The 13,319-nt window shown below is 38.1% G+C and carries 13 protein-coding genes; 7 read left to right on the top strand and 6 right to left on the bottom strand.

From position 1 onward, the window contains the following. Positions 1–317 precede the first annotated feature (317 nt). Positions 318–2,165 (top strand): 30S ribosomal protein S1, encoded by a 1,848-nt coding sequence (gene rpsA, locus ACEXOE_RS15330; protein ID WP_394749715.1) that lies wholly within the window; start codon positions 318–320, stop codon positions 2,163–2,165. A gap of 74 nt (positions 2,166–2,239) precedes the next feature. Here rpsA and ACEXOE_RS15325 read toward each other — a convergent pair whose 3' ends face one another. The 6 genes from ACEXOE_RS15325 to ACEXOE_RS15300 all read right to left on the bottom strand — a co-directional run bounded on the left by ACEXOE_RS15325 (position 2,240) and on the right by ACEXOE_RS15300 (position 9,021). Continuing rightward, positions 2,240–3,649 (bottom strand): alpha/beta hydrolase family protein, encoded by a 1,410-nt coding sequence (locus tag ACEXOE_RS15325; protein WP_394749714.1) that lies wholly within the window; start codon positions 3,647–3,649, stop codon positions 2,240–2,242. A 216-nt stretch (positions 3,650–3,865) separates the two neighbouring features. After that, the gene (locus ACEXOE_RS15320) at positions 3,866–4,507 is read right to left on the bottom strand and encodes a hypothetical protein (RefSeq protein WP_394749713.1); all 642 of its coding nucleotides are present in this window, start codon (positions 4,505–4,507) and stop codon (positions 3,866–3,868) included. A gap of 13 nt (positions 4,508–4,520) precedes the next feature. Further along, positions 4,521–5,000, bottom strand: a complete 480-nt coding sequence (locus ACEXOE_RS15315; RefSeq protein ID WP_394749712.1) for an RNA polymerase sigma factor — start codon at positions 4,998–5,000, stop codon at positions 4,521–4,523. 164 nt (positions 5,001–5,164) lie between these two features. After that, positions 5,165–6,751: a M1 family metallopeptidase gene (locus tag ACEXOE_RS15310; RefSeq protein WP_394749711.1), complete on the bottom strand. Its 1,587-nt coding sequence runs from the start codon at positions 6,749–6,751 to the stop codon at positions 5,165–5,167. A gap of 111 nt (positions 6,752–6,862) precedes the next feature. Then, positions 6,863–7,900: a sugar-transfer associated ATP-grasp domain-containing protein gene (locus ACEXOE_RS15305; protein ID WP_394749710.1), complete on the bottom strand. Its 1,038-nt coding sequence runs from the start codon at positions 7,898–7,900 to the stop codon at positions 6,863–6,865. A gap of 80 nt (positions 7,901–7,980) precedes the next feature. Further along, the gene (locus ACEXOE_RS15300; protein WP_394749709.1) at positions 7,981–9,021 is read right to left on the bottom strand and encodes a sugar-transfer associated ATP-grasp domain-containing protein; all 1,041 of its coding nucleotides are present in this window, start codon (positions 9,019–9,021) and stop codon (positions 7,981–7,983) included. A 313-nt stretch (positions 9,022–9,334) separates the two neighbouring features. Between ACEXOE_RS15300 and pyrR the strand changes: the two genes are divergently transcribed. The 6 genes from pyrR (at position 9,335) to ACEXOE_RS15270 (ending at position 13,319) form a co-directional block, all read left to right on the top strand. Next, on the top strand, positions 9,335–9,874 hold the full coding sequence (gene pyrR / locus ACEXOE_RS15295; protein WP_394749708.1) for a bifunctional pyr operon transcriptional regulator/uracil phosphoribosyltransferase PyrR: 540 nt from the start codon (positions 9,335–9,337) through the stop codon (positions 9,872–9,874). 3 nt (positions 9,875–9,877) lie between these two features. Then, positions 9,878–10,804 carry an aspartate carbamoyltransferase catalytic subunit gene (locus ACEXOE_RS15290; RefSeq protein ID WP_394749707.1) on the top strand — a complete coding sequence of 309 codons (927 nt, stop codon included), beginning with the start codon at positions 9,878–9,880 and terminating at the stop codon, positions 10,802–10,804. Positions 10,805–10,810: 6 nt separating this feature from the next. Beyond that, on the top strand, positions 10,811–11,143 hold the full coding sequence (locus tag ACEXOE_RS15285; protein ID WP_394749706.1) for a ribonuclease Z: 333 nt from the start codon (positions 10,811–10,813) through the stop codon (positions 11,141–11,143). 14 nt (positions 11,144–11,157) lie between these two features. Then, entirely contained in the window at positions 11,158–12,063 is a 906-nt protein-coding gene (locus ACEXOE_RS15280; RefSeq protein WP_394749705.1) for a ribonuclease Z, read from the top strand. 110 nt (positions 12,064–12,173) lie between these two features. Further along, positions 12,174–12,821 (top strand): pyridoxamine 5'-phosphate oxidase, encoded by a 648-nt coding sequence (gene pdxH, locus ACEXOE_RS15275; RefSeq protein ID WP_394749704.1) that lies wholly within the window; start codon positions 12,174–12,176, stop codon positions 12,819–12,821. Positions 12,822–12,833: 12 nt separating this feature from the next. Continuing rightward, positions 12,834–13,319 carry a SixA phosphatase family protein gene (locus ACEXOE_RS15270; protein ID WP_394749703.1) on the top strand — a complete coding sequence of 162 codons (486 nt, stop codon included), beginning with the start codon at positions 12,834–12,836 and terminating at the stop codon, positions 13,317–13,319.

The following is a 13,319-nucleotide window of genomic DNA, read 5'->3' as shown; positions in this document are numbered from 1 at the left end:
TTTTAATGGTTAATAAAATGTGAGTTCAAGATAGTAATAATTGTACGGGTTTGCCACTAAATGCTATGAAATTATACGAAAACTATGGGAGTATTGAGTATCAGTTCCTTATCTTCAAATGAAATCGTGCGATTATTTATGCAATTATTCCGTTTAAATGGGGAATAAAGTTGTAATACAGGGCATTTAGTTGTATTTTTGCACTCCTTTTTAGCAAAATTCAAGAGGAAAAGGACTTAAGTAAACGATAAAAAATAACAGCTTCCACGGTTATTGCTTCACTCTTGTAATACCTTGGAATACAAATTTAATCAGCAATGGCTGAAGAAAAAACAAACGCACCCGTAGAAGAAACTGCAGCTACGGAAGCAACCCCAGAAACAAAACAAGTAGAAACTCCCGTACAGGATCCGGCTGAATTTTTAGAAAATTTCAATTGGGAAAAGTATGAGCAAGGAATTGAGCGTGTTGATGACGCTAAGTTAGAGGAGTTCGAAAAGTTAGTAGCCGAGAATTTTGTGGATACTGCAGATGAGGAAGTAGTGGATGGTAAAGTGGTTTATATCACAGACCGTGAAGCTATTATCGACATCAATGCAAAATCTGAAGGAGTAATTTCCTTGAATGAATTCCGCTACAATCCAGATTTAAAAGTTGGGGATACTGTAGAAGTATTGATCGATATCCGTGAAGACAAGAGCGGACAATTGGTACTTTCACATAGAAAAGCGAGAACGATCAAAGCATGGGATAGAGTAAATGCTGCCCATGATAAAGAAGAAGTGGTCAATGGTTTTGTAAAATGCAGAACCAAAGGAGGGATGATCGTAGATGTATTTGGAATTGAGGCGTTCTTGCCAGGATCTCAAATCGACGTGAAGCCTATCCGCGATTACGATCAGTATGTTGGAAAGACCATGGAATTCAAGGTGGTGAAAATCAACCATGAGTTTAAAAACGTAGTGGTATCACACAAAGCATTGATCGAAGCCGATATCGAAGAACAAAAGAAAGAGATCATTGGTCAATTGGAAAAAGGTCAAGTATTGGAGGGTGTTGTGAAAAACATTACTTCTTACGGTGTCTTTATCGATCTTGGTGGCGTGGATGGTTTGGTTCACATTACCGATCTTTCTTGGAGCAGAATCAACCACCCCAACGAAGTGGTGGAATTGGATCAGAAACTAAATGTGGTTATTTTGGACTTCGATGATAACAAGTCTAGAATCCAGTTAGGATTGAAACAATTAGAGAAGCATCCTTGGGAAGCATTGAGTGAAGAAATCAAAATTGGAGATAAAGTAAATGGAAAAGTAGTTGTAATCGCTGATTACGGTGCATTCATTGAAGTTGTTGAAGGTGTTGAAGGATTGATTCACGTTTCTGAAATGTCTTGGTCTACGCATTTGCGTTCTGCACAGGATTTCGTAAAAGTTGGCGATCAAGTGGAAGCGGTTGTATTGACTTTGGATAGAGAAGATCGTAAGATGTCTCTTGGTATCAAGCAATTGACTCCAGATCCATGGACTGATATTACGACTAAATATCCTGTTGGATCTAAACATAAAGGAATCGTTAGAAACTTTACCAATTTTGGTGTATTCGTAGAATTGGAAGAAGGTATTGACGGATTGATCTATATTTCCGATCTTTCTTGGACGAAGAAAATCAAACACCCATCTGAGTTTGTAACTGTAGGTGATACTTTGGAAGTTGAAGTATTGGAATTGGATGTTGATGGACGTAAACTAAGTTTAGGTCACAAACAGACTACCGAAAATCCTTGGGATAAATATGAAACGGAGTTCGCATTGGGAACTACGCACAAAGCAGCGATTACTGAAATCGTTGATAAAGGAGCGACTATTGATTTCAATGACGACATCACCGCTTTTGTACCGCAACGTCACTTAGAGAAAGAAGATGGTAAGAAATTGGCAAAAGGTGAAGAGGCAGAACTCAGAATTATTGAGTTCAATAAAGAATTCAAAAGAGTTGTTGCTAGTCACACGGCTATATTTAGAGAAGAAGAGCAACGTAATGTAAAAGCAGCTGTGAAAAGAGCGGCCGCTAGTGCTGAAGAAGCAAAACCAACCTTAGGGGATGCCAATGAAGCTTTACAAGCGTTGAAAGATAAAATGGAGGCAGATTCAAAGAAGAAGTAAGCTCACATTTTAATGGATACTTAAAAGCCCTGATCGTACGATCAGGGCTTTTTTATTGGGAAGTGCCCAAAACACTATTTCTTTAAGGTTCGATCGATGATCCAAGAAGAAACCTTTTCTAGCACTACGGGAGCCATCGTTTGTTCTATAGTGCGATATTCCGCCATTTTCCCGGTTTCGCACTCCTGAAAAAGATGATTTAAGTTAGGGATTTCCTGAATCGTATAATCCTTGTTCTTTCCTTTGATCAAGGCATTTCGAATGCCTTCTTGATTCACTTTCGCAATGACCTGGGTATCTTTACTTCCGTTTAAAGAGAGTACAGGAATACGTAGTTTTTCAATTTCATCGGCAGGGTTGTAGTTAAAGAAATAACGATGCCATGGGTTGGTACTTTTTTTGATTTCTCCGGCGATCATCTGGTCCAACTCGGCTTCGGAAACCCCTAGTGGCATAAGAATTGGTTTTAAATAGGTATCATGATGCCCTTTTAAATCTGTTTGAATGCTTGCAATGTCTTTGGAAGAAGAAGCAAGAGCTATGGTTTTTCGTACATAGACTTCAAAGGCGTCTTCGTCGGGCACGGGGAAAGGACGGAATTCCTTTGCTTGCATCAAAGACAACTCACTTCCTGGAATCCCCGTAGAGGCCAAGAGCACCATAAAAGAGACTTTATTGGTTTTATTGGAGGCCAATGGGGCAATAATACCTCCTTCACTATGCCCTATGAGTCCAATATGTTTGGTGTCGATATCATTTCTAGATGCTAGATAATCTATGGCAGCAAGCACATCTGTCGCAAAATCCTCCGTCGTGGCCGTGTCGTGATTTCCGGTCGATTTTCCAAAGCCGCGATCATCATATCGCAATACGGCAATACCTTTACGTGTAAGATGATCAGCAAGAACTAAAAAGGGCTTATGGGTAAGGAAAGTTTCGTCACGGTCCTGCGGTCCGCTGCCACTGATTAGAATAGCTACAGGATATTTTCCATTTCCCCGAGGCCGCGTAAACGTTCCTGAAAGGGAAATGTTTGCATTATAATTCTCAAAAACTACCTCTTCTTCATAATACGGATAGGGTTTTTTAGGTTCTTGGGGACGTCGTAAGGATGGCATTTCTTTCCGTGCTCCCTTTTTTAGGACCAAAGGGATGATACTGGCACCTTCGGTAAGCATTCCTTCTATTTTCTGTCCTTCTTCGAGAACAGTTCCTTTATAGTTAATTCCCAAATTAGACACATCTACGAATAGTTCATCCTTTTCAAGGGAAACGGTTTTAGCTGTAATAGGGCCTACACGATAGGTAGGGACAGAAAATGTTGCTTGTACTCCGGCTTCATTTTTTTCAAAATTGAAAATAAAAAGAATTTCTTTTTGCTCCGAATTCGTATAGGTTCCGTTCCAGGTACCGGAAATATCCTGTGCATATATGCTTAAAATATTCAAGCAAATTAAAAAAATGGTAGTTGCTATTGTTTTCATAGTATAAATGGATTGTAATTTTTAGTCAATAAGATTCCCTTGCCGAATACGATTCGACATAAAAAGTCAATAATGTACGTGCTACTGTTTACCTAATAGTTGCGACAATGCTGCAGAAAAGTCGCTTTTTAAAAAATATAGATCATATCATGAAAGTACTTTTTCTATTAGTGTCAGAATTTAAGGATTGTCACATTTTATTTTACCAAAAAATAATTAGGCTTCCAATTCTTCGATATCTGAAATCAATTCGTTCAATTTTTTGAACATGCGACCATAGCCCAAGTTGATGTCCCATCGATAAATTCTTTCTCCAAAATATGTCATTACCAGGGCAATGATCAAAACAATGCCCAGCCATAGTATGGGAATGCCAAAAAGAAGTTCATTGTCTGCATAGCTTTCCAGGATTTTTTTTGTTTCATTTCCTGTGCTAAAGCTATACCAGATAGGGGCCATGGCCGCTAAAAAACACAGAGGGTACAGGAAGCGCATAAACTTGGCACTCCTTGAAATACTGTCCTTGAGCCACTTTTGAAAAGACTTTAGATATTCATAACTATTGAGCCCAGCTTCCAAATCATGGACTTTAGCTATTTGCTTTCTGCTTGATACGGCAACTAAGATCATCATGGCAAAAATAAAGGCCCCGGCAAAAGGAACGCTCAACAACGCATAGATGATAAAGCAGATTAGTCCTCCCAATACCACAAGAAGTTGATTTATTTTAAACATGCGTTTAAAACGATCTGTAATATAAATGGATTTTTGGGCGTATAGGTTGTTTACTTTGGGGGCTATCAAGGCATCTTCGTTCAAGAAGCCTTCTTTCCAAATAGTTTCGATTGATCTTTTCATGTTCCTAAAAATTTTAGGTTAATAATTTCTTTAAACGGTCTTTGATACGACTGACGCGCACACCAATATTATTGGGGCTCGTACCAATGATTATAGCAATTTCCTTATAGGACTTCTCTTCCAAATACAATGTAATGATGGCCCGATCTATTTCGGATAATTTTTTAATGGCCTCATACAACTGATTTAAATCGCTGTCGCTAAATGTATTTTGATCCTCTGAGGCCTCCAATTGTGGAAGATTTTTGTCAGAATACATGACTTTTGGCTTTTTTTTCTTCACCAAGGTCAAGCATACATTTAAAGCCACTCGATATACCCAGGTAGACCATTTACATTGTTCCTTAAAACTAGTTCTACTTCGCCAGACTTGTAAGCATACCTCCTGAAAATAGTCCTCAAAATCTTCCTGTGAATTGGTATACGCTCTACACAGTTTAATGAGAATCCCTAAATGTGGAAGTATGGATGTTTGATAAAAATCACTACTCACCTTGCTATAATTTCTTGGTTAGTGGCCCCACCCTAAAATTATTACAGTTCCAATGGATTTTTTTTAAAATTTTAGGATGCTTTCCTAAAAATAGGAGCATGAGCAGAATCTTCCGGTATCGGATACCGCAATGGAATAGGCCGATTTTAGAAAAAGAGGGAGCTTTATTTTTCCTGAAAAAGTAACCATACTTCAGGATCTAGTTCCAAACTATCGGGTTTTTGGGATGCAGAAAACTCAAAAGACTGCTGTTTACTGTTGATCTGTATTTTCTTTATTTCGGTTTTACCTCCTTGGGTGATACCAATTTCAAGGGGAAAATGAAATAGGGCATGGGATTGTTTTTGTTGTATGGAAACTGTAATTTTTCCCTTTCTATAACTCCATTTCCATGAAATTTCAGGATATCCTTTGGTAAATAGCCATTGTTGAAAAAAATCTTCTAGATTTTCTCCTGAAACCGTTTCCATTACTGCTCTAAAATCTTGGGTCAGGGCATTGGCGTTTTCATAGGTTTTATAATAGGCGCGTATCCCTTTCCAGAAAGTTTCATCCCCGAGGCGGTGGCGCAGCATATTTAGTACCCAACCTCCTTTTTGATAGGTATTGGGACTCAGTACCTTTAAGGGGTCAATAATAGTATTGTCCACGATAGGGGAAGGGTTTGTATCATAGTACGAATGTATTTGCTTGCGATCCAAACGCAATTCTTCCTTTCTTTTGTCATTCCCATAGCGTTGTTCTTGATAAAGAATTGCAAAATAAGTGGCAAAGCCTTCACTGAGCCATACATGGTTCCAACTGTTTTCTGTGGCAGAATTGCCAAACCACTGGTGTGCTATTTCATGGGCGATCAACCCTTCTACTTGATTTTTTCCATTGACCGAATTCTCAAAATACGAAATGGTTCCGGCATTTTCCAATCCGCCCCATTGGGTTTTGGCCTGCATATTGGCCAACTTTTCATAGGCATAAGGTCCAATATTGTCCACAAAATAGTTCAAGATATCTACCGCAACGGCATAGTCAGAAAAACCGTCTAATCGATTCTCGGGATATACCCAAGCGGTTACGGGAATGGTCCCGGAGTACCCCAATAGTTTTGTGGCGAAATGAGTAACACCAATGGTCATTCCCTTCATGGCTACTGGGGCCGATTCGCTATAGGTGGTCAACTTATATCCATTGCCCAAGGCACTTTCTTCAATTTTTTTGCCGGTAGCCACTACATCGTAATGTGCAGGAGCGGTTACCTTAAATTCAACCGAAGCTTTGTCGTAAGGGTGATCCACACTGGGCAACCAATGTCGGGCTAAATTTGGCCAGTTGTCTCCAAAAAAAGAACGTTGCCCAAATTTGGTCGTATCAATGACGAGTCCTCTTTCTGGAATACCTTCATAATGGATGGTGTAACTTCTTGTAGTGCCCCCTTGATTTAGGGGTGTTATTTTTATTTTATGATCACTGAAATTATAATTTGCCTTAATACTTCCTTCAGAAATTTTAGTGATTTCCATACCATAGGTTTCTCCTTTCCCAATGAGATCTAGGGCGAATGGCTCAACACCTTGTTTAAAATTCACCGTAATTTCGGCCTCTCCTTTAATGGCATTGGTAGTATCGTTCAGGAATAAACTAAAGCGGTAATGTTCAATGTCTGCGGAATCATTTCTTTCATAGCGGTCTTGGGCCGTAGAAAAGCAAAAATTAAGGCAGATAAATAAGGTGAGGAAAGTATTATTTTTAATCATTTGAAGGTATTTGAATGGTGTACAAATCTTACATCTTTTGTTCCAAAAAACAATAAAATTAGCAACAATCCCAAATATACGACATTGCCTTTAATAGATAACGGAATACCATTATGGTAGGACCTCCTGAATTTCATCAAAAAGAGGATGCTTTTTGAGCCCTCCATACATTTTATCGGAGATAAACAAGGCCAGATTATGATTTGCTTCAATAACAATTGGTCCATTGGGAGTAACAGCGATATCCCAACCCAGAATACGGCAATTAAAAGCCAAACATCCTTTTTTAACAAGCGCACAGGCTTCTTGGAAAAAGGGGATTTCAAAACCATTCAGAAGATAGCCTGTATTTGGGTGTTGGGTAAAAACCTCTCCTCCATATTTCATGAGTTGTTCTCCATATGGACCCAAAGTTCCTTTTTCTAAAGAAATAGGGACACAGAAGCCACCCGTACTAGCATTATCTTGAATACTCCCTGCTATGCCAAACCGCATAAATGCGGACAATAGTTCTGGCTCTCCTTGAGTATTGATATAGGAATCTATCCTTAAGGTATTGATGCTATTTGGATTGATAGCATTGATTTTTTCATGCTGCGCTATGATTTTTTGAAATATAAAGGGTTTTGTAAACAATTGAGGGCCAAATCCTTCTAGTTTTTTAGTAATGGAATCTTTCCGCAATATATGACAATCCCTACCTTGACCTCCAGACATAGGTTTAATGAATATGGCATCATCTTGCTGTATTTGAAACAGTTTTTCAAAAAACGAAACCAATTCGAGCTGATCTTTTACAGTATGCTTTTTATCATTAATAAAAAATTGATCGCCTATGTTGTACCCATACGTTTTTGGAGTAGAAATCTTATGTCTGGTGGCATGTGCTGCAAAATCCAATTTATTGTCGAGAATCGCTGCTATTTTTTTTTCGGGACTGAAAGCTTTTATGATATGCCGGGTTTCGCTACTACTTAAGAAGTCTTTATAGTTGGAAATGTTTTTTTTGTAGAGGTACTTAGCAAAATAATAGAAAGGGATTTCTTTTTTGATGACTAGAAGAACGCTTAATTCCTTAACAATTTTAAAGAGGTTCTTTTTGTTCTTGTATTTAAAAAAAACTCCTATCCTCGCGAAGTTATCATTCATAATGAAGTGCACTTTTCAACTTTGGTAATTAATCAAGATATTGAACAAGGTACAATACCTTAGGGAAAGGAGTAATAGGGTCAATGGCTAAGATAGCACTCAATTTCCTCAAATAATGGATGTTTTTTAAGTCCTCCGTACATAATGTCCGCTACAAAAATTCCTACATTATGATTGGTTTCAACCACGATAGGACCTTCAGGAGTTATGGCAATATCCCAACCCAATATCCTGGCTTCAAAAAGCGAACTTGCCCTTTGAACCAATTCGCAGGCTTCCTGAAAAAAAGGAATGTTAAAATTATTGAAAGAAAAACCGGTATCTGGGTGATTCAAAAATGCTCTTCCTCCATACTTCATTAATTGCTGTCCACATTCACCTAAAGTGCCCTTGTTTAAACAAATAGGAACACAGAATCCGCCACTACTTGCATTGTCTTGTACACTTCCGGCAGTACCGAATCGCATAAAAGCAGATATAATATGGGGTTTGTGTTGTTCATCAACATAGGAATTGAAGCGAATAGTATTTACGCTATTAGGATTAATGGCATTAATATCTGAATGCTGTGCTATAACGTCTTGGTATAAAAAAGAGCCCGAACTGAGAATAGGGTGTAAGGCTGAAACTTGTTCCGCAATATGGTCTTTATGGAAAATATAGCAATTGGCTCCCTTTCCTCCCGCAATAGGCTTTACAAAGAGGATTCCCTTTTGGGAGTGTTCAAATAGTTTTTTGAAATATGTAGTCAGTTCTTTTTCTTCATGTAAATCAATGGCTGTGCCATCTAAAAAAAAATGTTTTTTTATGTTATGACCATATATTTTAGGAGTAGGCATATTGCACCTCTTCAGATATGTTCCGAAATCGAGTTTGTCATCAATGATTTGTCTTGTTTTAGAGGAAGGACGAAATGCCTCTAGTATTTTTTTTGTTTCCCTTGTACTGAGATAATCACGATGATTATCCACGCTATCTCTAAACAGATATTTGGCAAAGTAATATAAGGGAATTTCTTTTTTCAGTTGATACACTTCTGTACATTCCCTTATTATTTTAAGGAAACCCTTTTTGTTTTTGGCTCGAAGAAAAACCATAATCCTTTTAAAATGATCAATCATTTGGTTTGGTTTAGGTGTAAATAAAAACTAGTGGGGAAATCCTATCAATAACAATGGCGTACATTGTTTAGGTTTTACAAAGAAAAAGTATTCATTGAATTAATGCAGATGTTGTAGCCCAAATGAACATAAAAATCGATTAATAGCGTTCTTCATTTGTTTTATGGAGTAGGAAAAACTATTCCAGGCGCACAGCCATCAACCAAAAATTTAAAATTCCAACATCAAATTAAAGAATGTTCTCCTTTACCGTACAACTAAGTTTCAACGGAAATCCCTATTTTTGTACTCCAAAACCATCGGTCACCAACCTATGAGTCAAAAAGTACTGCTTTCTTCTACGGAAATTCATATCATTCTACATCGTTTGGCATGTCAATTATTGGAAAATCACTTGGATTTTAAGAATACCGTATTAATTGGAATCCAACCTCGAGGTGTTTTTTTGGCGGAACGACTCACTAAAATTTTAAAAGAAGATTATAAGGTAAAGCATATTGATTTGGGAATGCTGGATATTACCTTTTTTAGGGATGATTTTAGAAGAAGCGATAAAACCTTATCGGCGAATACAACAAAGATAGATTTCTTGGTAGATGAGAAAAAGGTGGTGCTGATCGATGATGTTTTATATACAGGTAGGAGTATTAGAGCCGCTTTAACGGCAATACAATCTTTTGGAAGACCTTCCGAAGTAGAACTACTTACCTTGATCGATCGTCGTTTTAGCAGGCATTTGCCCATTATGCCCAATTATAGAGGCAGGCAAGTAGATGCAATTAATGAGGAAAAAGTGAAGGTGATGTGGGAAGAAAATGACGGAGAAGACGTGATATATTTGATAAATAAATAATGTATGAGCGAATTAAGTGTAAAACACTTGTTGGGGATTAAGTATCTAAATGAAAAAGATATTCAGCTCATTTTTGAAACCGCAGATCATTTTAAAGAAGTGATCAATAGATCCATTAAAAAAGTACCCTCCTTACGAGATATTACCATTGCCAATATTTTTTTTGAAAACAGTACGCGTACCAAGCTTTCGTTTGAATTGGCCGAAAAACGTTTGTCTGCCGATGTTATTAATTTTTCTGCAGGGCAATCGTCGGTAAAGAAAGGGGAAACTTTAATAGACACGGTGAACAATATTCTATCGATGAAGGTAGATATGGTCGTAATGCGACATCCCAACCCCGGTGCAGGGATATTTTTGTCCAAGCATATCGATGCAGCCATAGTTAACGCAGGCGATGGAGCCCATGAACATCCTACCCAAGCTTTATTGGATTCGTATTCCATAAGGGAAAAATTAGGGGATGTTAGCGGTAAGAATGTAGTCATTGTCGGAGATATTTTACATTCCAGAGTAGCCTTATCCAATATTTTTGCCTTACAGCTGCAAGGGGCCAATGTGAAGGTTTGTGGCCCAAAAACCTTACTTCCAAAACATATTGAATCTTTGGGGGTAAGTGTGGAAACCGATTTGAGAAAAGCATTGAATTGGTGCGATGTGGCCAATATGTTACGGGTTCAAAATGAACGAATGGACATTAGCTATTTTCCCAGTACTAGGGAGTATACCCAACAATTTGGTATCAATAAAACCTTATTGGACAATTTGGATAAAGAGATTGTTATTATGCACCCCGGTCCCATAAACAGAGGTGTAGAGATTACCAGTGATGTTGCAGACTCCAAACAATCGATTATACTTAATCAGGTAGAAAATGGCGTTGCCATTCGTATGGCAGTGATTTATTTATTAGCTTCAAAGATAAAATAGAACGGTATGATTTTTACTAAGGAAAGCACAACGACTACTGTATTCCAGGAAGATACCTCAATACAGAACTTTTTAGAGAATTTAAATAATGCCTATTCAAAATTAAAGAACGACCATATTATCGTAAATCTTTTTTCATTTTCAAAACTGACGGCAGGAGATATTTTGGAATTCCTTCAGCTGTCCAACGCCCATCGCAATGCGAACAAATCTTTTGTCATTGTGACCGATAAGGTCACTTATGACGAAGTGCCAGAGGAAATCTGTGTTGTTCCAACCATTCAGGAGGCCAAGGATATTATAGAAATGGAGGAAATAGAACGGGATTTGGGAATCTAGATCTAAAAACACTTATGAAATTACAGATTTTGGGCTGTTACGCAGCCACTCCACGAACAATCACAAATCCAACATCCCAGGTTTTAGAAATAAAAAACCATCTTTTTTTGATTGATTGCGGAGAGGGAACACAAGTGCAGTTGCGAAAGCATAAAATCAAATTTTCAAGAATCAATCATATCTTTATATCCCATTTGCATGGAGATCATTTTTTTGGATTGCCAGGGCTGGTTTCCACGTTTAGATTATTGGGTAGGGAAAAAGAATTGCATATCTATGGTCCTAAGGGGATAAAAGAAGCTATTAGCCTACTGTTGAAATTAGGGGATTCTTGGACCAACTATCCCCTGTGTTTTCATGAATTGACTTCAAAAAACGCAGAATGCATTTTTGAGGACGAAAAAGTAAAGGTAGAAACCATTCCGCTGAATCACAGGGTATATACCAATGGCTTTCTCTTTCGCGAAAAAGAAGGGGAAAGAAGCTTAAATGCCCAAGCGGTCCGGGAATATCATATAGAAACTTGCTATTTTCAAAACATTAAAAATGGCAAAGATATCACCTTGGATGATGGGAGATTGATTCCCAACGAGGCCTTGACTTTTGATCCCCCTAAACCAAAAAGTTATGCCTTCTGCAGCGATACAGCCTTTAAACCGGATATTGTGCCCCAACTCAAAAATGTAGATGTGATGTATCACGAATCTACTTTTTTGGAATCAGAAGGACATTTAGCCCCCAAAACAAAACACAGTACGGCCAAAGAAGCGGCAACCATAGCGAAGGAAGCCGAAATTGGAAAATTAATTTTAGGACACTATTCCACACGATATAAGTCTATAGATCTTTTTAAAACGGAAGCGGAAGTGATTTTTTCCAAGGTGGAATTGGCCGATGATGGAAAAGTGTTCCTACTTTGATTTCCAACAATTATACGATCAACATACCCAGGTTAAGAATTCGTTTAAAATTCATTTAGAACTTCGTGGTCTGCATTCTTTTGTGCAATTTTGTACTAGAAGTGTACAGCATGCAGAAAGATTTAGGAAATTACAGGAAAACGTATGAAAAAAGCGCATTGCACGAAGGTGCCATATCGGATAACCCCATGCAACTTTTTCAGCAATGGTTCTACGAAGTTGAGGCCTCCAAGGGCGTAGATGAGCCCAATGCAATGACATTGTCTACCATTGGTCTAGATGGTTTTCCCAAGAGCAGGGTGGTATTGTTAAAAAAATATACCCATGAAGGCTTTATTTGTTATACCAATTACGAGAGTGAAAAAGGCAAGGCCATAGCGCAAAACCCCAAGGTGTGCCTATCTTTTTTTTGGCCCAATATGGAAAGACAGGTAATTATTAAGGGAGAAGCAGAAAAGTTGCCTGAAAATCTTTCTGACGGTTATTTTGAGTCCAGGCCTATGGGCAGTAGGTTAGGGGCAATTGTATCTGATCAAAGTAGCGTTATACCGTCCAGAGAGATTCTGGAAGAGCAATTGAAGCTTTTGGAGCAGCAGTATGAAAATAAGGAAGTGGAACGCCCTAAATATTGGGGAGGATATTTAATTCGTCCGAAGTCTATGGAATTTTGGCAAGGAAGACCCAATAGGTTACACGATAGGATCCGCTTTGAATTACAAGAAGATTTCCATTGGAAAATAGATCGGTTAGCGCCTTAAACAAAGAGCATTATGAAGACGTTGATATTAGTGAGGCATGGAAAGTCGGCTTGGGACTACCAAGTAGGTGATAAGGACAGGGTTTTGCAAGAACGTGGAATTAATGATGCTCATTTAATTGCTAAAATTTTTCAAAAAAAAGAGATAAAAATAGATGCGGTTTACAGTAGTCCCGCGAATAGAGCCCTGCATACCTGTATGATTTTTTTGAGAGATCTCCATATTTCGTTTTCCAATTTTGAAGTTACGGAAGCCCTCTATGATTTCTCCGGGCAAAGTCTTAATGACTTTATACGATCTTTGGACAACAGTTTAGAAAAGGTCATGGTTTTTGGTCATAATAATGCCTTTACCTATGTTGCCAATTCTTTAGGAAATACCTATATTGAAAACGTTCCCACAGCTGGTCTTGTTCAATTGCAATTTGATACAGACGATTGGGGTTTAATCACTAAAGGAACTACGGTGGTAACCCTTTTCCCAAAACAATTTAGATAG

Origin of the sequence: Spongiimicrobium salis (assembly GCF_043678055.1) — a bacterium.
Lineage (GTDB): Bacteria > Bacteroidota > Bacteroidia > Flavobacteriales > Flavobacteriaceae > Spongiimicrobium > Spongiimicrobium salis.
This window is presented reverse-complemented; position numbering and strand designations above follow the sequence as displayed.